Origin of the sequence: Paenibacillus sp. FSL H7-0918 (genome assembly GCF_038007025.1) — a bacterium.
GTDB classification, from domain to species: domain Bacteria; phylum Bacillota; class Bacilli; order Paenibacillales; family Paenibacillaceae; genus Paenibacillus_AQ; species Paenibacillus_AQ odorifer.
Genome location: NZ_JBBOWJ010000003.1, coordinates 550550 through 573714, shown reverse-complemented (window position 1 = coordinate 573714; position 23165 = coordinate 550550). Strand labels below are relative to the sequence as shown.

Below are 23165 nucleotides of genomic sequence, written 5' to 3'. Positions count from 1 at the left end.
GTGGCGGAATGTGGAAGCTTAAGCATTATTTGAGGCCATATTGGGTGTGGTGTGTGTTGGCACCATTGCTGATGCTGGTCGAAGTAACTATGGATTTACTGCAGCCCACGCTCATGGCGAGCATTGTGGATAAGGGTGTCATGACAAAAGACTTGTCTCATATTTTCTCGACCGGACTGATCATGCTTGGTGTAGCGTTTATCGGTCTAATTGGTGGGGTGGGCTGCACTATTTTTTCGAGTATTGCTTCTCAAAACTTCGGAAATGATTTGCGGATTAGCTTGTTTGAACATATTCAGAAATTTTCTAATAAGAACCTGGATCAATTGAAGACGGGCTCACTGATTACACGATTAACAAATGATGTGGTACAGCTGCAAACCTTTGTGCAAATGATTTTGCGGAGTATTCGATCTCCCTTGCTATTAGTCGGAAGCTTGGTGATGGCGATTCGGATTAGTCCTATGCTGACCCTCATCCTAGCCGTTGCCGTGCCACTCTTGAGTTTAATATTGTATGGGTTAATCCGACTTTCTTTTCCTTTGTTTCAGAAAATGCAGGTCAAATTAGACGGTGTGAACACAGTGTTGCAGGAAAATTTATCAGGCATTCGTGTAGTCAAAGCATTCGTCCGCGCTAACCATGAACAGAAACGCTTTAATACAGCTAACAAGGATTATACAGAAATTGCGATAAAAGCGGTACGGTTAATGTCATTAAATATGCCGCTAATGATGCTTGTACTAAATGCCAGTATTGTTGCTGTACTATGGTTTGGGGGAGTGCAAAGCTGGAACGGTGGGCTGCCAGTTGGTCAGCTGATCGCTTTTATTAACTATATAACCCAATTGTTGATGTCAATGCTGATGTTAAGCAATATGTTGACCTTCTTCTCACGAGCCAAGGTTTCTGCCGATCGGGAGAATGAAGTATTTTCCACCATTAGTGAGATTAAAGAAGTTGCCAACGCTAAAAAAGATGCCATACACAACGGTCGGATTGTATTTGACAATGTATCTTTTGCTTATGATCCTTCGGATGAAAATCTAGTGTTAGACGATATTAATTTCACTGCGGAGCCAGGAGAAACAGTGGCCATTCTTGGTGCCACCGGTACTGGTAAATCATCATTGGTCAGCCTCATTCCCCGGTTTTACGAAGTGTCCTCTGGATCCATTACAATTGATGGCTCCGACACTCGTATGATTGCTCTGGAAGATTTGCGTAGCAGAATCGGATATGTTATGCAGCAGGCTATTCTGTTCAGCGGTACTATCCGCGATAATATCCGATACGGCAGACCGGATGCCACAGATGAGGAAGTGGAAGAAGCAGCAATAGCCGCTGAAGCTCACAGTTTCATTTTAGAACTTCCACAGGGTTACGATACAGAGCTCGGCCAGCGTGGCATTAACCTGTCCGGTGGGCAAAAGCAGCGGCTTTCGATTGCACGGGCACTTTTAATTCAGCCAACAATCCTCATTATGGATGACAGCACTAGCGCGCTCGATGCAGCGACAGAATCACGAATCCGGCAGATGTTAAAAACACGGCTGCGCAGCAGCACGAATATTTTGATAGCTCAGCGTGTCACCTCTGTAATTGATGCTGATCGTATTCTGGTATTAGAAAACGGCCGAATTGCTGTACAAGGTACACATGATGGGCTTATGAACAGCAGTGAAATATACAGAGATATCTGGAGATCACAGATGAAGGGAGAGGAGGTGCCTTATGTCAAAGCTTAATAATGGCATGAACACCACTCCTTTTAATCGATCAGGCGGATTCGGACCTGGATCTGGGCCTGGATCTGGCCCCGGACGGGGCGGAGCTGTGCCAATCGTACGTGCTAAGAATCAAGCGGGAACACTCAAACGCATCTGGATGTATTTGAACCGCCAGCGGTTCGGGTTAATCATTGTGTATGTATTTACTGTGTTAAATGCAATTCTTTCGTTGATTGGGCCTTATCTAATCGGTAAAGCGATTGATACTGCGGTAATTCCTCACGATTATCAGGGTCTTATTCGTTTTTGTCTACTCCTAATAGGTATTTATGGGCTAAGCAGTGTGGTTGCTTGGGTGCAAGCCTATGTTATGACATCCGTCTCACAGAATACCGTGTTTGAGCTGCGTCGTGATCTGTTCAGCAAATATCAACAGCTACCGATTAAGTTTTTTGACACGCAAGCTAACGGAGAACTAATGAGCCGGGCAACCAACGACATAGAGAGCGTATCCAGTACACTTAATCAGAGTGTGACCCAGTTATTAAACAGTTTGATCACCCTAAGCGGTTCACTAGTGATCATGTTAATGATGAACGTTCCGTTGACCGTAGTTTCACTGATAACGATCCCTCTTGTGTTATTGTCCAGCCGTAAAATCATAGGTTTAAGTCGAACTTATTTTAAAAATCAGCAACGCCATCTAGGTGAGTTGGGTGGATTTATCGAAGAAACCATCAGCGGACAAAAAGTAGTCAAACAATACAGCAGGGAAGAGACAGAAGTGAAACGGTTCCGCAAAATCAGTGGAGAGTTGAATAAAGTCGGCATTAAGGCACAAATTGTTTCCGGATTAGTGGGACCGGTTATGAACATGATTAATAACCTTGGATTTGCGATCATTGCCGGGGTGGGTGGCTGGATGGCTTTTCATAATATGGCTACGGTTGGCGTAATCGTTAGCTTCCTTACGTATTCCAAACAGTTCGGACGACCGATCTCCGATCTTGCTAACCAGTACAATCTAATTCAGTCGGCAATTGCTGGTGCGGAGCGTGTGTTTGAAGTTATGGATATGCCATCCGAATACGGTGACGGTGATGAACAAAGTGACGATCTGCCAAGGTTAAAAGGGAACGTTGTTTTCAAGGACGTTTCATTTGCTTACAAGCCGGATTCACCAATTCTGAGTGGGGTTACGTTTGAAGCAAAACCCGGAGAGAAAATTGCGCTTGTCGGCCCAACGGGTGCTGGAAAAACGACCATTGTCAACTTGCTGATCAGATTCTATGATTTGAGCGGCGGCTCCATATTCATTGATGGCCGCGATATTGGAGAGCTGGATAAAAATGCACTTCGTAGTCAATTGGGAATGGTATTGCAGGACGCGCATGTATTCTCGGGAACGATTCGGGAAAATATTCGCTTTGGCCGTCTTGATGCGACTGACCAAGAGGTAGAGGAAGCGGCAAGATTGGCCAATGCAGACGCCTTTATCAATAGACTGCCGCATGGATATGAGACTATTCTCCATGCGGAAGGCAGTAATTTGAGCCACGGCCAGCGTCAGCTTTTAACGATTGCCCGCGCCATTCTAGCTGATCCAGCTATTTTGATCCTAGATGAGGCAACCAGCAGTGTGGATACGCGTACGGAAATGCATATTCAACAGGCGATGGAAAAGCTAATGAAGGGACGAACAAGCTTTGTGATCGCCCATAGGCTTAGTACCATCCAGGATGCTGATCGTATACTCGTTATTCAGGGTGGCGGAATTGCCGAGCAAGGCAGTCATAAAGAGCTTCTTGCGCTGCAAGGTGTTTATTACGAGCTGTACAATACCCAGTTCAAACGAGCGATTTAAAAGAATCTTTACTTGAACTGATAACATTTGTAAGTAGATGCTTTTATCGGACTCCTCTGACCTTAAAGGCAAGATTTTCTGATTTTCAGAAGATTAAAGGACCCCACTGCAGCTATTGGCATGAAAAACACAAAATATAAGTCACTTTCTAAGGAATAACGTCCTTGAGGTCCGAAGCCCTGTTTCAAGAGCTGAAAACTACCAAATAACGTCATCTGGGTCCGAAGTACGTTAAGTCCCATTCCATCCGCCATGCTGGTTCACAAATTCTACAGCTTCCAAAGCATCCTTGGCAGGGGTACTTTCTCCAGCTGGAAGAGCCGCAGGGTCGCTATAGCTCATCCAGTTCTTACCCTGGTCCACCTGAAGGCTTCGTTTGCTGTCCGTATAAATCTCCGAGCCGTTTTTCTCCCGGATATATCTAGTACTTCCAACATCGAAGAAAAGATTACTCTGCATTTGCTCTATGGTGTACATCCCGGAAGGCATGTCTACCTGAACCAGAGAAATCTTACTGTCTTTAAAAAGATGTGTAATCTATTGCCGTAATTAATGCCCGATAAAAAAGAGCGGCGATTCACCTATTATAGGAGAATCGCCGCTTTTTTTTATAAATTCCTCTCTAATAACGTTCCGAGTTGTTCAGCCAAGACTTGATAGGTCACAGGTCTTTCATTCTTGAACCACCATTCCACTACCCCTGCATAAGCCGATGCAACAAAACTAATAATAACCTCTTCATGTAACCCTTCGTTTATGCCTTCGGTGGTAGTTACTTCATGTCTAAACTCATCGAGAAGAAAGCTTAAGAAACGATTTCGGAAATAAGCAGCACCTTTACAATAACAGCCTTTTTAAGCGCATCTTGAGTTTTGAATTTCAGAAGGAAGTCACAATAGAACAGAGGATCATATTATTGAAGTACTCAATTATTCTCAATCGATGAATTGATGCTGGGGGCGTTTTAAACGGGTCTTTCATGAATGAAGATTTAATTGATGAGTTGAACCTGGTTATAGTTCCCATCGCAGATGGTGCCGCTAATTCTGTGACCTTATTTGAAATGGATGCATCTATGAAACAACAGCCCCCAGCAAATTTTAGCTTAAGAAGTGTAGAAAAACTTGCGGATGATGGGCTATGGTTGAAGTATGTAACACGGCGTGATTAAATCTATGTTTCTTCAAAAAGCGCAAAGCAAAATATGCTTTGCGCTTTTTGAATTCGAGAAAGTAGTAAGTAATCTTCTCATTCCAAGCCTGCCAGATGCATCGTTTGTTTCAGACGATCTACGTTCACATAGATGTCCTCCAGTCCTGGAAAACGAATCGCAGGATCGGGAACACCTTGCCCGTACACCATATAATATTCGAGATTATTATGGTTGCTGATCATCCAATAGGTTGGAACAACATGCTGGGCATGGAAAATTTCAATGACCTGTGTTCCAGGCTGGCAAAAAGCCAGATTAGCGAGTCCAGCACCATGTGGACCTACGATTACTTTTGCTGAGGCGAATAATTGGATTTGCTGGGCAACCGTCCAGTCCTCTAGACAAATCGGTACGATATTATATTTTTCAAGGCAGCAGATGACTTCATCTTCATTAACCAACCGTCTTGAGCTAGCTTTTTTTCGTGAAATATAAAAACGTTCCGGAGTGACTAGTGTTGTTTCTCTATGCGGTAACAAAAATCTCCGCAGTGTATCCGTGGTCCAAGGAGGATAATGTGAATTCATCATTAAGGAAGGGACGAGTAGCCGGTCAGCCTGAACATATGCTTCTGAATTCGTCCGGATCACCAATGACTCGGATATCCCAAGCATGGCCCACGTTTGTTCCACAAAGGGTCCATACGGATTTGGATTCATGATAATAGTGGAGTAAGTGATTCCGCTCGATTGAAGCATCGCTAATCTAGGAAGCACATCATACATCCAATGAAAATAGTTATGGGCTCCGCAAAAGGTTAACACCGCCGCGGTCCCGGCAAAATGTTGAAGCTGCGGATCATTCCACCGGTGAAACACTGGGTGCTCATCTGCTTCAAGCATCCTATATTGCTTGGCGTCATATTCTTGGGAAAGATCAAAGATCAATTTCCCTTCTGGTGTTAGAACAGCACCAGATTCTCCCCATACCTTCCCTCTGGAAATGGTGGCAACGTATCCGCCAAAGGGCTTCAAACAATAAGGTGTTAGTGCTGGAGCAATACTCGTTTCAATGCTTTTAGGCGCTCTGAACTCAGCCGCCCGTCCGAAGTCAAAAGGAACGACATTCCCAGCTTCCTTTGTACTGTTTTCGTTGTGGGAAGTAAAGTCCCAGATGCTTTGGTAATATCCTTGGGGTGGTACCCCTTGTGCAGAAAATAACATCATGTCACCTCATATTCCCAAGTAGAAGCGCAGAAAACTTATTAAGCTATTTTATGAAATGAAGAATCTTCGGACACAGACTTACACGGAAAGAGGCGGATGAACAAGATTTGATTCAAATGCTGTTATTACTTGATTAATAGGCTTGACATGGACTAGGATTGAATATAAATTCAGTTTATTCAAACGCCGTTTAAATCATCGATTAGGTGCAATGTACTGCTGGAAGTGTTAACTATTCCCCAGTTCCTTTTCATCGGTATGCGTTGGAGCTGTTTTATGAATTAATATGTACCCCTTTAAGACAGGGCATTAGGATATTACAATTTAATTGGAAAGTGTGGATTCGAGATAAATGAAGTATACAAAACTTGGAAAAACGGGGCTGGACGTATCCCAACTGTGTTTAGGTTGTATGAGCTTTGGCGTTGCCGAACGTTGGATCCATCAATGGGTGCTTGATGAGAAGCAGAGCCGTGTTATCATAAAAAAAGCGCTTGACCTGGGTATTAATTTTTTTGATACAGCGAATGTATACTCCGATGGAACGAGTGAAGAAATCGTTGGACGAGCGCTTAAGGATTATGCCAATCGAGACGAGATTGTTTTAGCAACTAAAGTCTTTAACCGTATGCATGAAGGTCCGAACGGAGCAGGATTATCCCGGAAAGCAATTATGAGTGAGATTGATAAGAGTCTCAAGAGGTTGGGAACAGATTATGTAGATCTATATCAGATTCATCGCTGGGATTATCACACACCTATCGAAGAAACGATGGAAGCTCTTCATGATGTAGTGAAGGCTGGTAAGGCAAGATACATAGGTGCCTCAGCAATGTATGCTTGGCAGTTTCAAAAAGCGTTATATGTAGCGGAGAAAAACGGTTGGACCCGATTTGTATCTATGCAAAATCATCTCAATCTTATCTATCGTGAAGAAGAACGAGAGATGTTGCCGCTTTGTAAGGAAGAGAATATTGGTGTTATTCCCTATAGTCCCCTTGCATCAGGAAGACTTACGCGAGACTGGGCGGTATCAACTCATCGTTCAGAAACTGATCAGATTCAAAAATCTAAATATGATGGAACTGCCGATACCGATCAATTAGTCGTGGAGCGAGTTGCGACAATCGCCGAAAAACACGGTGTTCAACGGATTCATATCGCTCTTGCTTGGTTGCTTCAAAAAGAACCAGTTACAGCACCTATCATCGGAGCTACAAAAACATCGCATATCGAAGATGCCGTAGGTGCGTTATCCATTACTTTAACCTCTGAAGAAATTGCGTTTTTAGAGGAGCCTTATGTACCACATTCCATCGTTGGTTTTAATTAATAAAAAATCAATGGGGGAGGATAATCCCGTAGAGCCGAAGTCAGCGATGTTTACCAACGTTTAACTGTATTTTGTACAGCTATATTCCTTCAAATCACTCAGCTCGGGGATATAAGTGTACTTCGTACATCTATTTCCTTGATTTTCTACCCATTAGGTAGGTTTGGATGTTTTTAGTTGTATAAAGTGCAGTTAAAGTATGAAGGTTCTTTCTGCGTACGGAATAAGTGTATAGAATGCAGTTATCTCCCAGATTCGATTAAGACGTAGAGCTAGAAGAATGCGGAGAGGAACTTCCGATCGCCTCAAGTTCAAGGTTTGTTAAAAGCGATTAGCGACCATTAGTCTGTTTATATTCACTTGCCCATAATCTGATCAGGTAATGCGCATTAATTCAAAAACACCAGGGAGTAATTTTCCAATAATAGGAGAATCGCTGCCTGGTGTTCTTTTTTTACACTCAAAGCTTGTTCCTATAGACCTTGGGTGACATCCCATAGATTTTAGTGAATTGGCGAGTAAAATAATTACTATCAGTAAACCCGCATTCATGTGAGATTTGGGTGATACTGAGATTAGAATGCTTTAATAACCCGCAAGCCCGTTCCAGACGTAAACGATGAAGATAAGCGATCGGGGTTGTCTGATAGTAGGAGCGAAAGATCCGGTTTAAGTGTCTGACTGATATGTCCGAATGTTTGGCGATCTGATCCAGTGTTAACGGCTCAAGATAACGATCTTCCATATATGAGAGTGCATTCGCCAAATGCATCAGATGGTTCCCCTGAATCCCTTTTTCCTGTGGGTCATAATGTCTGGACAAATAGACGACCAGTTCCATAAACTTGGAGCCCAGCATGGTCTGATAACCCTGTAGCTTGTTGTGATATTCTTCAATCATACCCGCAATGAGAAAAGAGACATACTCCAGGTTAGGAATCGGCAAGCTGAGTTTGCTTGTGTAGGAATGTTTATAACGATACAGGGGTTCCAACACAAATAAGGCTTGAAAGCCGTTGGATGTCCGCAAATCCGCTCCGGCCGTCGATAGCAATTCAGGCTGAAACATAACATTGCAGATCTTGAAATCCTGAGGATCTTTAAAAGCATGCGGGGTCGAACCATTAATTACAAACACATTTCCCTTTTTGATAAAAGACTCCTCAGTATTAACAATATGTGTAGCTGTGCCACTCATTACAATTACGAGCTCTGAAAAGTCCGCATGTCTATGTAGATCGGTGTCTTCGTCGTGATAGCCGTATTGAATAAAAAATGGAAATTGACGATCAGATGTAAACCATTTTAAATAAAATTCACTCAACTCGTTACCCTCCAAAAGCTTGTCTAGATGAATGTCTATATCATGCTATTTTAGGACCGAATAATCAAGGCTTTCTATCCAGTTGAAGCAGTATAATCCTTGACATAGGTTTCAGTGATTAAGATAGAGAAGGAGAATATTACATGAAATATAACAATCCGATTATCCCGGGGTTTTATCCAGATCCAAGCATTTGCAGAGTAGACGAGGATTATTATCTGGTAAACAGTTCATTTGCCTATTCTCCAGGAATACCCATTTGGCACAGCAAGGATTTGGTGCATTGGAAGCAGCTTGGGTACTGTTTGACTCGTGAGAATCAGCTTCAATTTGATGAATCCGTGGTGTCCGGAGGTGTTTGGGCGCCGACTCTTCGTTATTATAACGGTCGTTTTTATATGGTTACGACAAATCAGGATAGCGGAGGTCATTTCTACGTTTGGGCGGATGACCCGGCAGGCGAATGGTCCAATCCACTTTATGTGGAGCAAGAAGGCATTGATCCCTCCTTGTTTTTTGACGATGGAAAGGTTTATTTCACAAGCACAGGCTCCGAGCAAGGGATGGGGATCTACCAATGTGAGATTGATATTGAAACGGGTCAAAAGCTTAGCGATACACGCTTGATCTGGACTGGCAGCGGAGGGAAATTCCCTGAGGGTCCACATCTTTACAAAATAAACGATTACTACTATTTGATGTGTGCGGAAGGTGGGACAGAATATGGACATATGGAGACTATTGCAAGAAGTAGATCGCCATATGGGCCTTATGAATCGTCTCCTCACAATCCCATTTTGACACATCGAAGTTCAGATTACCCCATTCAAGCTACAGGGCATGCCGATTTAGTTGAAGCACAGGATGGTAGCTGGTGGGCGGTATTTCTGGGGATTCGACCAGTAGGCTATCCTTACCGTCATCATCTTGGCAGAGAGACATATTTGGCTCCGGTTCAGTGGACGGAGGAGGGGTGGCCAATGATTGGTGATAACGGAGTGGTTGGTTTAGAAATGGAAGCTGACCTGCCCTCACCAATGCCGTGGGAAGAAGAGCCTGAAACCGACGATTTTGATCAATCTGACCTAAGAATGAGCTGGAATTTCATTCGTAATGCTAATAAGGTGGATTGGTCATTGCAGGAACGGGGAGGGTGGCTAGCTTTACGTGGATCAGATGTGAGATTAAATGAGAAGGGTACGCCTGCTTTTATTGGCTGTAGACAGCGGCATTTGAATTGTGAAGTTACCACCAAAATGGAATTTAGCCCTCTTGAGGGTGACGAAGCTGGTCTTGTAGTTTTTATGGATCAGAAGTATCACTACGCAATTGGACTAACGCAGATGGAAGGTAAAAATGTTATTGCGCTGCGCAGACAGGTAGGGAGCATAAGTGATGTGGCATATTCTTCGGCTTTCGAAGGAACAGGGGTAGAATTGAGAATCCAGGCATTACCTGAAAAATATATATTTTACTATCGAGGTGTGGATCAAATATGGCATCTGCTTGGCGAAGCCGAGACACACTTGATATCTACTGAAGTCGCAGGCGGATTTACTGGAGTATTCTTCGGCATGTATAACTACTCTCCTTATGGAACAACTGCTTATTATGATTGGTTTAGCTATCAAAAGAAATAAAAGGCGGTCGGCTACGTGATCGTCAGAAAAAGCAGTGTTAGCTTGTGAAAAACACAAAGCAGCGATTCTCCAAGTATGGATGAATCGCTGCTTTGTGTTTTTTGGTTGTTGTTTTTTTGTCGTCGTTGGTTGTCTGCCTCAGCTTGTATTTATCAACCTCTTAGGCTTAAGGACTCAGAGGACGTTATTTGCGTATTTATCACTTTTTAAGCATAGTTTCGGACCCCAGTGCAGCTATTACTTCGAAATAGATTCATATTGAGTGTTTTTTGAGCCAATAGCGGCTATGCGGTCCTTTAGCATCCCAAATGTGAGATAATACAGCGTTTAAGGTCCCCTGGGTCCGATAGTGATCAGCAGATAGGATAAACCTGATAGGATAAACCTGATAGGACCAGCCCGATAGAATCAGCGTGTGCGCAAAGGTTACCTATACATGTTGGTCTTTAGCGGATAGTTCCATATTGTGAATGAAGAACACGTTCGCTTTTATCCAATGAGCATATCTTCCTTTAAACGCTTGATGTCTGCTCTAGGGGGTGAACCAAACATCCGAGAATATTCGCGGCTGAATTGTGATGCACTTTCATAGCCAACACGGAACGCGACATCCGCTGCATCCGCTGATTCAGATAATAAAAGGCGGCGAGCTTCCTGTAAGCGCAGATGCTTTTGAAACTGAATAGGACTCATGGCAGTTACCTCTTTGAAGTGTCTATGGAACGAAGAAATACTCATATTGGCTGTTTCAGCAAGCTCTTCAATCCGCAAAGGTTTATCACAGTTCTCGATAATCTGTTCGATGGCCTCCCGAATGCGGTAGGTGCTGCTACCTTCCATCGCAATTTGAGCGAGTGTAACTCCATAGGGTCCATGCAGAAGTCGGTATAGAATTTCATCAGTATAAATCGGAGCCAAAAACGGAATGTCCTTGGGATCATCCAGCAAACGTACCAATCTCAGGATCGCATCCAATAGTGATAACTCTATCTGCCCGACATACATAGCTCGCTTAGCATTTTCTTTCGGAGCGAGTTTAAATTCGGAATCATTTAGTACTTTCAAAATCTGACTCTGCGTGAATTCTAGCTTAAAGCTTAAATAGGGTGCGTTGGGAGAAGCTTTTATAATCTGACCGATAACGGGTAAATTCATTGATGATATTAGATAATTTGCGGGACCATACTCAAAACGCTCCTTGGCCAATAAGATCTCCTTTGTTCCCTGCGCAATGAAACATAAAGAAGGTTTGTATACTCTGTATACTGGCTCGGTCATATTGGAGTTACGAATCACAAACAATGAGGGGATAGCGGTCTCATATACTCCATCCTGGCTCGAATGATGTTCAATCAATCTGGCGAGTTCTTCTTTCCGCTCTAGTAATTCTTTAGACATGTGCTCCTCCTAATGTTTTGTTCTTATTCAATTATAAAGTAAAAACATCTTTTGTGTTAGTGATAGTGAGAGGAATAGGCAATCATTTAAGATAATTGAGATAACGGCGTTCACTTCATTTATCGCATAATTAGAACTAAGAAAGGGGTTTTGAAATTGAGCAATGTTTTGATCATAGGCGCTAATGGCGGAATTGCACGACATGCGATTGATTTGTTTTTGAACGAAACCGATGCCCGCTTAACACTTTATCTCCGTAACTCGGACAGATTAAGCCATATAACATCCAGCCGTGCTCGAGTAGTTGAAGGAGATGTGTTGGATAGTGAGCAATTAAAAGAAGCGATGATCGGGCAAGATGTTGTTTATGCTAATCTGGCAGGTAATTTGGAGAAAATGTCTAAGACTATCGTTGAAGTAATGAACACCACTGGTCTTAAACGTTTGATTTTTATCAGCTCAATGGGCATTTACGATGAAGTTCCAGGAGAGAAGTACAGCAGTATATTGGATCCATATCGTAAATCTGCAGAAATTATTGAAGCTTCAAATCTTAACTATACAATTCTGAGACCTGGATGGTTTACCTATAAAGACGAGATAGACTACGAAACAACTCAGAAAGGTGAACCTTTTAAAGGGAGAGAAGTGTCGCGAAAAAGTGTGGCTGCATTAGTTGTTAAATTGGCCGAGTCACCAGATATGGAAATTCGCCGCAGTTTAGGAGTAAACAAACCCAAAATCTAAAGGAGACACAAACTAATGGAATATACAAAACTTGGTCGTACTGGTTTGGATGTATCTAGAATTTGTCTTGGTTGTATGAGTTACGGAGTACCTGAACGTGGAATGGCTCCGTGGTCGCTAAATGAGGAGCAGAGCAGACCCTTTATTAAAAGAGCACTGGAGCTTGGCATCAACTTCTTTGATACGGCTAATGTATACTCTGACGGAACAAGCGAAGAAATTGTCGGACGTGCCTTAAAAGAATTCGCTCGCCGCGATGAGGTAGTCATTGCTACAAAGGTGTTTTTCCGGATGCATCAGGGACCAAATGGAGCAGGACTTTCACGCAAAGCGATTATGACCGAAATAGACAACAGTCTAAAACGGCTGGGCACAGATTATGTGGACCTATACCAGATCCATCGTTGGGATAATGACACTCCTATCGAAGAGACCATGGAGGCCCTTCATGACGTAGTAAAGGCAGGTAAAGTTAGATATATTGGAGCGTCCTCTATGTATGCTTGGCAGTTCTTGCAGGCACAGCATGTTGCTGAGCGTAACGGTTGGACTAAATTTGTCTCTATGCAAAATTACTTGAATCTACTCTACAGGGAAGAAGAACGGGAAATGTTGCCTCTTTGCCGGGAAGAAGGAATCGGTGTGATCCCATGGAGTCCGCTTGCTAAAGGTCGACTAACCCGTGATTGGAATGAACAAACAGCTCGTTCAGAGATAGACGAAGTCGGAAAGGCATTTTATGCAAAAATGGCTGAGGCTGACCGCAAGGTTGTTGAGGTAGTTGCCGAAATTGCGGCAAAGCGCGGGATTCCACGTGCCCAAGTAGCGCTTGCTTGGGTTCTGCAAAAAGAGCAAGTAACATCGCCTATCATTGGTGCAACCAAAGCAAATCATCTGGAGGACGCCGTTGCAGCGGTATCAGTGAAGCTGGAGCCAAGTGAAATAGCGAGTCTGGAAGAGCCTTATGTGCCACACCCAGTTATAGGAAATCTAAGCTAGATAAAAAGCGTGATACCCTTGGGGATCGCGCCTTTTTTTTACCTAAGCTAAACTTTCATCTACCATTTAGTGCCTTTAGAAACTTGTCTTTAGTTTGGCTTAATCGTTGCTCAGCACCATGCGGGTGCAAGGGTTTGCATAAATAGGTGAATAAGAAAACACATTCCAATCGATAAAAATGACATGTTAATTCTTCTTAAGCCAAGGTAATATGTATCCGATATGTGAGAGTGAATATAGAAAAGGAGATGAACTCTTTATTATTAATTCCACATTGAAGCATACGCACATGAATACTGAAATTGGCCAACCAGCCATCCTCAATCCAAGTCAGGTGTACCCGACGGTTTCCTTCACACCGTGTGTTAACGGAAGGGTTGCCGGTGAATTGATTTTTGATAGAACGAAACTGGTGACTGAGTTGCCTGAGACTTCTATGGTTAAAGACTCGTTAATGGAATGGACACCGTTAGGCACGGCTGATCTACTGGGTACTTATGAACTGCGAATGACCCTCAAGCAGGACGGAAAAGCTCCTCAGTATGACTCATATTATTTTACCGTGCTGGATCCAAAGAGCATCCCCGCGGGACAGAGCACAATCGCTTTCCTTGGTAACGATGGAATGATGATGTATATCGGTGATTATCGAGGTAATCGGATCTTGGACTTTTCTAATGCGGGTTATAGGGGTGGTGGTGTTGAGATCCCGAATATTCCCGTTAAGTCGACCGTTCTACCCTTGGACGGAGACGCGACGGACCGTATTCAGGTGGCAATTGACCAGTTGGCTATGCTCCCGCTCGATAAGAACGGCTTCCGCGGGGCAGTCCTTTTGAAAAAAGGCAGATATGAAGTCGGAGGCACGTTGTTCATTAAAGCAAGCGGGATCGTCCTTCGCGGTGAAGGTCAGGACAAAGAGGGCACTATTCTTTATGGTACCGGAGCGAAACTGCGAAATCTAATTGAAATTGGTGAAAATGCAGATCTTATGCTGGACAGCAACTCGAAGCAGATGATTTCAGATTTGTATGTACCCTCAGGCTCGCGTTCTTTCCATGTAGAAGACGGGAGTGCTTACCGTGTAGGCGATCAGATCATAGTCCGCAGAATAGGTAATAAAAACTGGATTCACGAAATTGGTATGGATAACATCTATAAGCGCCCGGGTGGAACCGTAACCCAATGGTCACCGTTCAATCTGGATTTTGACCGAGTCATCACTGCTATTGTAGGTAATACGATTACGGTCGATGCCCCATTAGCGAATGCTATCGAACGTCAGTGGGGCGGCGGAGAGATCTATAAATATACAGACCATGCCCGCATTCAGCAGGTGGGGGTAGAGAAAATGAGGGTAGAGTCCGATTTTGACCCAAGTATTATAGATATTAAGATGGATAACGATACAACAGATTCTTATTATGCGGACGAAAAACATGCTGAACGCTTCGTCGTGTTCAACAGTGTGAAGAATGGCTGGGTTCGAGAGGTGAGAGGTTACCATCTGTCCTATTCTCTCGTTCAAATGAAGCGTTGTTCCAAATGGATTACGGTTCAGGACTGTCAAATGTACGATATGATCAGTGTGGTTACTGGGGGTCGCCGTTATGTCATACATCAGATGGGCCAGCTAAATCTCGCTCAACGTATTTATACAGAGACGGCGCGGCATGCGTTCACCGTCGATAGCTGGGTACCGGGGCCGAATGTATTTCTGGATGGAGAAGCTGTTAAAAATTATAACACCAGTGAACCTCATCATCGCTGGTCAGTCGGAGGCCTGTTCGATAATATCAAAGCTCCCATCTCTATTCGGGATAGGGCGTGGTTAGGCAGCGGACATGGTTGGGCAGGTGCGAATTATGTGACTTGGAATACACACGGAGAGCTCACTTTACAGCGGCCACCAACTGCTCAAAATTACGCCATTGGCCATGTTGGTAGCAAGGTACCCGGACTGGTTCCTAACGATTATGATTCCCGGCCCCGTGAAGATGGATATTGGTGCAGTTGCGGTCAACATGTCGTCATTAATAGTCTCTACAAACAGCAGCTGACGGAACGTTTAGGTCGAAATGCGCTCAGTATTATAAAAAAATAATTTACAGTAGGGTGCGGAATTTTCCGCATCCTTTTTAGTTTGGATCATAAAAAAACACAACCCCTAACAATCTATGCCATGGAGAGACATCAGGATCAAGAGTAGCATAGGAAGTAGAGTTACTGACGAATGATATGACCTGAAAATAGGAAAGGCCAGGTGAACAAGAGTTGAGTGAAAGAAGACGAGCGAAACAAGAGGTGGCATTACCGGCAACCAAGCAGGAATCAGAACGTCTTCGATTATGGTATACAAACCCGGCGTCAAATTGGAATGAGGCTCTTCCCATAGGAAATGGGCGCCTCGGGGCAATGGTGTCCGGTATGATCGGCCAAGATAAAATCCAGCTTAACGAAGATTCAATTTGGTACGGCGGCCCTGGACGTGCAGCTAATCCTGCAGCTCAGCCATATTTAACAGAGATTCGGCAAATGCTGAAAGACGGCAGGCAGGCGGAGGCAGAACATTTGGCACGAATGGCTGTGACTGCTTCACCAAAATATGAGCAGCCGTACCAGCCACTTGGAGATTTGATTTTAAAGTTTCTGGATTCCAGTGAGGTTATAGAAGATTATGAGCGGGAGCTCGACTTGGAGCAAGCGGTCGTTACGGTATCGTACCGTTGTGGCGGGGTTCGCTATTACAGGCAATATTTTATAAGTGAACCGGACGGTGTATTGGTAGTCCGATTGACAGCTGACAGACTTGGCAAGATCACGTTGGCTGCGAATCTTATGCGTCGTCCGTTCGATACCGGCTGTAGCACTGGTCCTGCAAACACAGTTTTAATGAATGGGGAATGCGGAGCGGATGGCGTTCGCTTTTGCACAGCACTAAGGGCAGTTCAACAAGGAGGCCGCCAGAGGCTCATCGGGGATTTCATCTCTATTGAGGGGGCAGACTCCGTCACCCTTATGCTGGCAGCGCAGAGTACCTTCCGCGTAGATCAACCTGAAAAAGCCTGTCTAGAGCAATTGGATCAAGCTACGGCTCAGTCTTTTGCAACTCTAATAAAGCAGCATAAGGAGGAATACAAGTCCCGGTTTGCTCGATTTTCAATCGATTTAACTAGGGGTGGAGACCTGTACGCTGAGCTTCCTACCGATAAGCGATTACAGCGGTTACAGCAAGCAAAAGATGAAAGAAGCAATCCCAATGAGTCTGGTGATCCGGGACTAGTTGCACTATATGTACAGTATGGGCGCTACTTACTGCTTTCCAGTTCTCGACCAGGTACGTTGCCTGCTAATCTGCAAGGCATATGGAATAATAGCTTTACCCCGCCATGGGAATCAAAATATACAATTAATATTAACCTCCAGATGAATTACTGGCCTGCCGAAGTCCTAAATATGGCTGAATGCCATGAACCGCTGTTTGATCTGATCGAACGGATGCAGTTGAACGGTCAAGAAACGGCAAAAGAAATGTATGGCTGTCGCGGTTTTGTTGCTCATCATAACACTAACTTATGGGCGGAAACCCGACCAGAAGGCATCCTAATTACCTGCACGGTCTGGCCAATGGGTGCTGCTTGGTTATGCCTTCATTTGTGGGAACACTACCGGTTTGGACTGAACCTTTCTTTTCTCAAGGAAAGGGCCTATCCAGTGATGAAGGAAGCAGCGATTTTTCTGCTTGATTACATGGTAGAGGAAGGTGGCTTACGAATTACTGGGCCTTCTGTCTCCCCGGAAAACCGCTTCCTACTTTCGGACGGAAGCAACGGCAGCCTCTGTATGGGACCATCCATGGATTTGCAAATCGCATATACATTGCTATCCGCCTGTTCAGAAGCGGCATTAATTATCGGAGAAGAAGATACAATGTTTCTCTCTGAACTACATGAGACGCTTGAACACATTCCACAGCCGAGTGTGGGCAGTCATGGACAGATTAAGGAATGGCTGTTTGACTACGAAGAGCAAGACGCAGGTCACCGGCATATTTCTCAGTTGTTCGCATTACATCCGGGGGAACAGATTGACATGAGGCACACCCCTGAGCTTGCCGCAGCAGCCCGGCGAACGCTTGAACGCCGCCTTGACGGAGGTGGAGGTCATACCGGCTGGAGCAGGGCATGGATCGTCAATTTTTATGCCCGTCTCGGTATGGGTGCGGAAGCCTATGAGCATTTAATTAAACTGTTAACCTCCTCCACGTATTCGAATCTTTTAGACTGCCATCCACCCTTTCAAATAGACGGAAACTTTGGTGGAGCAGCTGGGGTAGCAGAAATGCTGCTGCAATCCCAACGAGGAGAACTTCGACTATTACCTGCCCTTCCTAAGGAGTGGTCTTCAGGCAGCATAAGGGGGATGAGAGCAAGAGGTGGTTTTACCGTTGATCTTTCTTGGAGCCAAGGAAAGCTTGATGAAGCGACGGTTCACTCTACGGTTACCGCTGAATATCGAATTTGGTCTGCCGTTCCGCTCGATCTGCCAGAACAATTTCTTATTAGCAATGGTCAGGGCTTCGAATATACTTTTTCTTCGGTTGCAGGGAAGTCCCGCAAGATTCGTGCACAATAGTCAATCGTAATAAAACACAGGCAAGCCGAAAAATCTCCATTTTGAAGACCTGGATATTGGATTAACATTAGCCATACAACAAAATCCAAACTGCAACCAAAGGAGCGATATTTATGCCACAACAAGTGCCAGCCGCATTGCCAGCGAGCAGGCCAGATCTTTCCCCATTCCAAAGACGAATGACCAATTTGCGCAAATATAAAGCGCTGTATCTCATTTCACTTCCGGGCATTATTTTTTTTATCGTATTTAAATACTTACCCTTGGCGGGATCCATCATGGCCTTTCAAAACTACAACATATTCAAAGGTTTTACAGGCAGTCCGTGGGTTGGCCTTGATCAGTTCCGGCGGATGTTCACCTATCCAGAGTTTTTGAGAATTCTTGAAAATACTATCCTGATCGGCCTATATGATATGGTCTTTGCGTTTCCGGTTCCCATAATATTCGCCCTCCTTCTTAATGAAGTGAGAAAAGCTTTCTATAAACGGATTTTGCAGACCGTCGTTTATTTGCCCCATTTTCTCTCATGGGTCATTATTGGGGGGATTATGATTGGCATTTTGTCCCCAACGACAGGTATCGTGAACCAGATCTTAAATACTTTTGGGCTCGACTCCGTTTATTTTCTGGGCGAGGACTCGTATATTCGTACCATCCTGGTTGGAACAGGCATATGGAAAGACAGTGGATGGGGAACTATTGTTTATTTAGCCGCACTCGCTGCTGTGAATCCTGAGCTGTACGAAGCGGCTCGGATTGACGGAGCAAATCGTTGGAAACAAACCTTATCTATAACGATCCCGACGATCTTGCCCACTATCATGATTATGTTCCTGCTTCATATCGGTAACTTCCTTGATTTTGGCTTTGAGCGAGTGTTTGTATTTATCAATTCGCTTAATGAGACCAATGGAGATATTCTCGATACTTATATATACCGAGTGGGTCTTATTGATCAGCAATACAGCTATACAACAGCTATAGGCCTCTTTAAATCGGTCGTCGGACTGTTGCTAGTCATGATCGGGAATACGCTTAGTAAAAAAGCATCAGGGGATGGACTTTACTAGAAAGGAGTCGAAGAGTAAATGAAAAATAAAGGTCGCCTATTTGACGTTTTCAACTATATATTTCTGATGCTGGTCGGGTGCTTGATGGTCTTCCCTCTGCTGCATGTGCTCGCCAAATCATTTAGCAGCACTCATGCCATTAATGCAGGCGAGGTTAAGCTATTCCCTGTAGATTGGACGCTTATGAATTATCAAGTTATTCTTGGGGATACCTCCATCTGGAGAGCTTTCATGGTAAGTATATTTATTACAGTTGTCGGAACGCTTATTAATCTGATTTTAACTGCATCACTGGCCTATCCTTTATCCAGATCCGAATATTCGATGCGCAAAGGAGTTCTGATTTTAATCCTAATTACGATGATATTTCACGCTCCGCTCATACCGAACTATATGGTCATCAAAAACTTGCACTTGATCGACTCTTTATGGGTATTAATCATCCCATCGGCCATCAGTGCATATAACCTGTTCATCATGCGTTCTTTTTTCTCAGCCCTGCCTACTGAGCTGATAGACAGCGCGCGAATGGATGGAGCGGGAGAGCTGCGCACGATGTGGAGCGTCATCCTTCCTTTGTCCAAACCAGTTATGGCAACTATGGGCTTGTTTTACGCGGTATCCCATTGGAATTCTTATTCATCGGCGTTGTATTTTATCAATACACGAGCGCTTTATCCACTTCAGCTGCGGCTTCGGGAAATCGTACTGAGTAACGACCTTGGGCAAGCGGGCAGCTTATTAGAAAACGTAAATGAAGTATCTCCGGCAGGTGTGCAAATGGCAGTTATTGTCGTCTCCGTCATACCGATTATTATCGTGTATCCGTTTCTGCAAAAGTATTTTATCAAAGGGATGTTAATCGGATCTATTAAGTCTTAAATCAATCAGCTTGCATCATCCTTTAAAAGAAACAGCCATCTGCTTATCAAAATATGGTAAGATATAATCCAAACTCAAAAATGGAAGCGTTGCCAATAATCGCAACTTCAAATCAATTTCATACCACAAGACAACTGATTCTGATTCCATTCCGGAAGGGATTTGATACAAGTGCGAGTATTGATTGTAGAAGATGAGCCTGTCATTCAAAAAGGATTGGTGAAGATGGTCCAGCGTTATCCGGTCTCATTCACCGCGATTTATACAGCCGACGACGGCGAAGCAGCCTTAGAAACTATCCAAAAGCTAGAACCGCATTTAGTGCTGACAGATTTGCGCATGAAGCGGATGGATGGCCTTGATTTATGTGAACGAATTCACCGTGATTACAGTCATGTCCAGGTGGCAGTCATTTCCGGGTACAATGACTTTCAATATGCACAACGAGCAATGGCCTATGGCGTTAAACGGTATTTACTGAAGCCGGTTCTCCAGCAGGATGTGCATGATATGCTGAGAGAACTGATATCCGGCATGACAGGCAGCATTATTCCTGTTCATAAATACGTGGATTGGGCCGAACAGCTGGAACAACACATCTGGCTGCTGCAACGTGATGAGACAAACCGTCTGCTTGATGAAAGAGAAACATCGGGTTTATTTGAAGGATTGAACGTCTTTAGCATGGATGCAGTGCTGAATGATTGTCTGCAAATGATCGTAGATCGCTTGGAACGCCGAGGCTGGAAGCCTCCGTCCCGGTGCTGTGGAGATGTGAAAGCCGCCAATACGAAAAAAGAAACGATGTTAGCATTTGTCGCGATAATAAACGGTATACTTGCGGAGCTGCAGCTTACTCGCAAAGGCAACTATAAGGACCCGGTTGAAGAAGCAAAAGCTTTCATTGATAAACATCTGGCTGAGGATGTATCGTTAGAAGAAGTAGCCAAACGGGTGGGACTTGCCCGCACCTACTTCAGCGCATTATTCAAAAAAATGACGGGGGAAACCTTCGTACACTATCGGATCCGGAGACGAATGGAGGAAGCGCACAGACTTCTTGCCGTACCCACCATGACAATCAGTGACATCTCGATTCATGTAGGTTACGAGGATTATCCTCATCTTACGAAGACATTTAAAAATCTCGTGGGTGTATCACCTTCGGAATACCGTGCTTCGTTTGGCATTGAATAATGAGAGCAACCCTCAGCCGGAAGCTGCTATTTTATTTTACCATTGTCATCTTACTTTCCCTGTCAGCGCTGGGGATTTCCTTTTACAGCATTTCTGCCAAGCAATTGCAGTCAAGCACTGAAAACCAAATGATTCAGATCGTAAATAATGCAGTTCATCATACCAATCTCTATATTTCATCCTATCAACGGTCGACCGTGGCGCTACTAACGGATTTGAGAGTTAAAAGATATATTGATCTATCAGCAGACCGTGAGGAATATGAAAATTACCGCTACACGACCGATATACGCGATGCTATTGTTGAACCTGTATGGATTCGCAATCCCGAGATTGAAGCCTTATATATTATCGGGTATTCCGGGAATGCGCTTTATTATTATAATGGCGGTTCAGCGCCATCTTTTACACAGGAAGACACCGCTAGACAGATCCGGTATTTCAAAGAACATACAGATGTCAGTGGACAGTTGAATGTAATCAATTACAGTATCCGTGGGGATCAAACGCCGATGTTGACCTTAATCCGCAGCATTCGCGGTCTTCAGTCACCAGAGATGAAAGGATTTGTAGGCATCGAAGTCAAAGCAGAGGAGCTCTCTACGTTATGGAAAGGAATCGATCTTGGTCCCGAAAGCTATTTTTTTATTGTAGATGGCGAAGGCAGGATTCAATATCATAACGATCAAAACAAAGTAGGGACGTTGATTCCCGATAGTCTTGGCAAGCAAATTGAGCAAGCAGGAGAGGCGATGTTCCGCAGCTCGGCAGAGGGCGTGGAAAAATCTTATATCAGCCGTAATGCGGAATATTCCGGTTGGCATCTGGTTGTATCCATCCCAGACACTCAGCTGCAAAAGCCGCTAATTACCATCCGGAATTATATTATTGTTGTCGCGATTTTGACATTTATGATAGCGCTGTTTCTGGCAAGCCGATTTGGTAAGTCCGTTACTACACCCATCCGTATACTGATGAAAGGAATGAGCCAGACCGAAAAAGGAAATTGGGAATTAATCTCCCTTCCGAAAAGCCAGGATGAGGTCACTGGGCTTATCGTTCGTTACAATCTGATGGTAACCCGCCTGTCAGAGCTTGTGGACACCGTGTATCAGTCAGAACTGAAGAACAAGGAAATGGAAGCTGAGCGGCAGAAGGCCGAATTCCAATCCTTACAGCTGCAAATCAACCCTCATTTTTTATACAATACGCTCGAAACGGTGGTCTGCTATGCAGTAATTCAGGATTCAGATGAAATATCAGAAATTGTCGGAGCCCTGTCCTACATGCTGCATTATTCGGTGCGCACCAATCTTGAAGAGATAACCGTAGCAAATGAGCTGAAGCATGTCATCCATTATATGGTCATTATCAATCACCGGATCGGAAGGCCGTTTGAAATCGATGTGCGGATAAAGCCTGAAATGCTTCTGCGCAAAATGGTCCGCTTGACCTTACAGCCACTTGTGGAAAATGTGTTCCAGCACGCCTTTCGTTATGGTGTTGAAGATTATCACACAATTACGATTGATGCTGGAGAGGATGGCGATATCTTCTGGGTCAGCATTACGGATAATGGCAGCGGGATGACCCCGGAGCGGCTTGAAGAACTTCGCCTCAAACTGAGTGAAAATCGACTCGCCGATGTGGAGGAAGGGAAAGGAAGCCCAGGCGGCATCGGTGTGCAAAATGTTCATCGCCGGATTCAGCTTGTCTTCGGAGAAGAATTCGGCGTTGACGTAGAAAGCAGTCCAGAATGCGGAACACGCATGATCATGAGAATGCCGATTTCCGGAAGGAAGGAACATCAAGTACTTAATGCATAGGTGCTAATCGCCGAAGAGAAAGAGGATCAAAAGGCTGTCCTGAGGTCCGAGCCGCGGACTTTTGGGGATGGCCTTTTTTTAAAACGATAACCGATCACAAAAAAACACATCCCACATTAATCCACCCCATGGGAGTGC

The 23165-nt window shown here is 44.2% G+C and carries 16 protein-coding genes and 2 pseudogenes; 13 read left to right on the top strand and 5 right to left on the bottom strand.

What is annotated here, in order from left to right:
• The first annotated feature begins 8 nt into the window (after nucleotides 1–8).
• Both MHI15_RS22340 and MHI15_RS22335 read left to right on the top strand, forming a co-directional pair.
• The gene (locus MHI15_RS22340) at nucleotides 9–1748 is read left to right on the top strand and encodes an ABC transporter ATP-binding protein (RefSeq protein WP_076125680.1); all 1740 of its coding nucleotides are present in this window, start codon (nucleotides 9–11) and stop codon (nucleotides 1746–1748) included.
• Nucleotides 1735–3594 (top strand): ABC transporter ATP-binding protein, encoded by a 1860-nt coding sequence (locus MHI15_RS22335; protein WP_076125678.1) that lies wholly within the window; start codon nucleotides 1735–1737, stop codon nucleotides 3592–3594. Before MHI15_RS22340 ends, MHI15_RS22335 begins: the two co-directional genes overlap by 14 nt.
• Nucleotides 3595–3828: 234 nt before the next feature.
• Here MHI15_RS22335 and yycH read toward each other — a convergent pair.
• Together yycH and MHI15_RS22325 are read right to left on the bottom strand one after the other, a co-directional pair.
• Nucleotides 3829–4086: pseudogene (yycH, locus tag MHI15_RS22330) on the bottom strand (two-component system activity regulator YycH); the annotation flags it as partial.
• A gap of 116 nt (nucleotides 4087–4202) precedes the next feature.
• A pseudogene (locus MHI15_RS22325) lies at nucleotides 4203–4424 on the bottom strand (TetR-like C-terminal domain-containing protein); the annotation flags it as partial.
• 116 nt (nucleotides 4425–4540) lie between these two features.
• Here MHI15_RS22325 and MHI15_RS22320 point away from each other — a divergent pair.
• Complete coding sequence (locus tag MHI15_RS22320) at nucleotides 4541–4765, top strand: dihydrofolate reductase family protein (protein ID WP_341165000.1); 225 nt, start codon at nucleotides 4541–4543, stop codon at nucleotides 4763–4765.
• A 77-nt stretch (nucleotides 4766–4842) separates the two neighbouring features.
• On the opposite strand, the gene MHI15_RS22315 is transcribed toward MHI15_RS22320, so the two are convergent.
• A complete protein-coding gene (locus MHI15_RS22315) occupies nucleotides 4843–5970 on the bottom strand; it encodes a glycosyltransferase family 61 protein (protein ID WP_341164897.1) in 1128 nt (375 codons plus the stop codon).
• 355 nt (nucleotides 5971–6325) lie between these two features.
• On the opposite strand from MHI15_RS22315, the gene MHI15_RS22310 reads away from it, so the two are divergent.
• On the top strand, nucleotides 6326–7306 hold the full coding sequence (locus tag MHI15_RS22310; RefSeq protein ID WP_076217572.1) for an aldo/keto reductase: 981 nt from the start codon (nucleotides 6326–6328) through the stop codon (nucleotides 7304–7306).
• Between the two features lie 460 nt (nucleotides 7307–7766).
• Here MHI15_RS22310 and MHI15_RS22305 read toward each other — a convergent pair whose 3' ends face one another.
• A complete protein-coding gene (locus MHI15_RS22305) occupies nucleotides 7767–8630 on the bottom strand; it encodes an AraC family transcriptional regulator (protein ID WP_341164896.1) in 864 nt (287 codons plus the stop codon).
• 143 nt (nucleotides 8631–8773) lie between these two features.
• Here MHI15_RS22305 and MHI15_RS22300 point away from each other — a divergent pair, with 143 nt between their 5' ends.
• The gene (locus tag MHI15_RS22300) at nucleotides 8774–10270 is read left to right on the top strand and encodes a glycoside hydrolase family 43 protein (protein WP_341164895.1); all 1497 of its coding nucleotides are present in this window, start codon (nucleotides 8774–8776) and stop codon (nucleotides 10268–10270) included.
• A gap of 489 nt (nucleotides 10271–10759) precedes the next feature.
• Here the strand turns inward: MHI15_RS22300 and MHI15_RS22295 are convergent, their stop codons facing one another.
• Nucleotides 10760–11668 carry an AraC family transcriptional regulator gene (locus MHI15_RS22295; RefSeq protein ID WP_341164894.1) on the bottom strand — a complete coding sequence of 303 codons (909 nt, stop codon included), beginning with the start codon at nucleotides 11666–11668 and terminating at the stop codon, nucleotides 10760–10762.
• A gap of 156 nt (nucleotides 11669–11824) precedes the next feature.
• Between MHI15_RS22295 and MHI15_RS22290 the strand changes: the two genes are divergently transcribed.
• From MHI15_RS22290 to MHI15_RS22255, 8 genes are all read left to right on the top strand, one after another.
• A complete protein-coding gene (locus MHI15_RS22290; protein WP_341164893.1) occupies nucleotides 11825–12415 on the top strand; it encodes an SDR family oxidoreductase in 591 nt (196 codons plus the stop codon).
• Nucleotides 12416–12430: 15 nt separating this feature from the next.
• Complete coding sequence (locus tag MHI15_RS22285; protein ID WP_076184577.1) at nucleotides 12431–13414, top strand: aldo/keto reductase; 984 nt, start codon at nucleotides 12431–12433, stop codon at nucleotides 13412–13414.
• A gap of 289 nt (nucleotides 13415–13703) precedes the next feature.
• The gene (locus MHI15_RS22280; RefSeq protein ID WP_341164892.1) at nucleotides 13704–15518 is read left to right on the top strand and encodes a hypothetical protein; all 1815 of its coding nucleotides are present in this window, start codon (nucleotides 13704–13706) and stop codon (nucleotides 15516–15518) included.
• 170 nt (nucleotides 15519–15688) lie between these two features.
• Nucleotides 15689–18049: a glycoside hydrolase family 95 protein gene (locus tag MHI15_RS22275; protein ID WP_341164891.1), complete on the top strand. Its 2361-nt coding sequence runs from the start codon at nucleotides 15689–15691 to the stop codon at nucleotides 18047–18049.
• Nucleotides 18050–18228: 179 nt separating this feature from the next.
• Complete coding sequence (locus MHI15_RS22270) at nucleotides 18229–19122, top strand: ABC transporter permease (RefSeq protein ID WP_076190487.1); 894 nt, start codon at nucleotides 18229–18231, stop codon at nucleotides 19120–19122.
• A gap of 18 nt (nucleotides 19123–19140) precedes the next feature.
• Entirely contained in the window at nucleotides 19141–20004 is an 864-nt protein-coding gene (locus tag MHI15_RS22265; RefSeq protein WP_076125649.1) for a carbohydrate ABC transporter permease, read from the top strand.
• Nucleotides 20005–20175: 171 nt separating this feature from the next.
• Nucleotides 20176–21201, top strand: coding sequence for a response regulator transcription factor (locus tag MHI15_RS22260; protein ID WP_341164999.1), 1026 nt, complete (start codon nucleotides 20176–20178; stop codon nucleotides 21199–21201).
• Nucleotides 21201–23027, top strand: coding sequence for a cache domain-containing sensor histidine kinase (locus tag MHI15_RS22255; protein ID WP_076125645.1), 1827 nt, complete (start codon nucleotides 21201–21203; stop codon nucleotides 23025–23027). The genes MHI15_RS22260 and MHI15_RS22255 overlap by 1 nt, the downstream gene beginning before the upstream one ends.
• Nucleotides 23028–23165 lie beyond the last annotated feature (138 nt).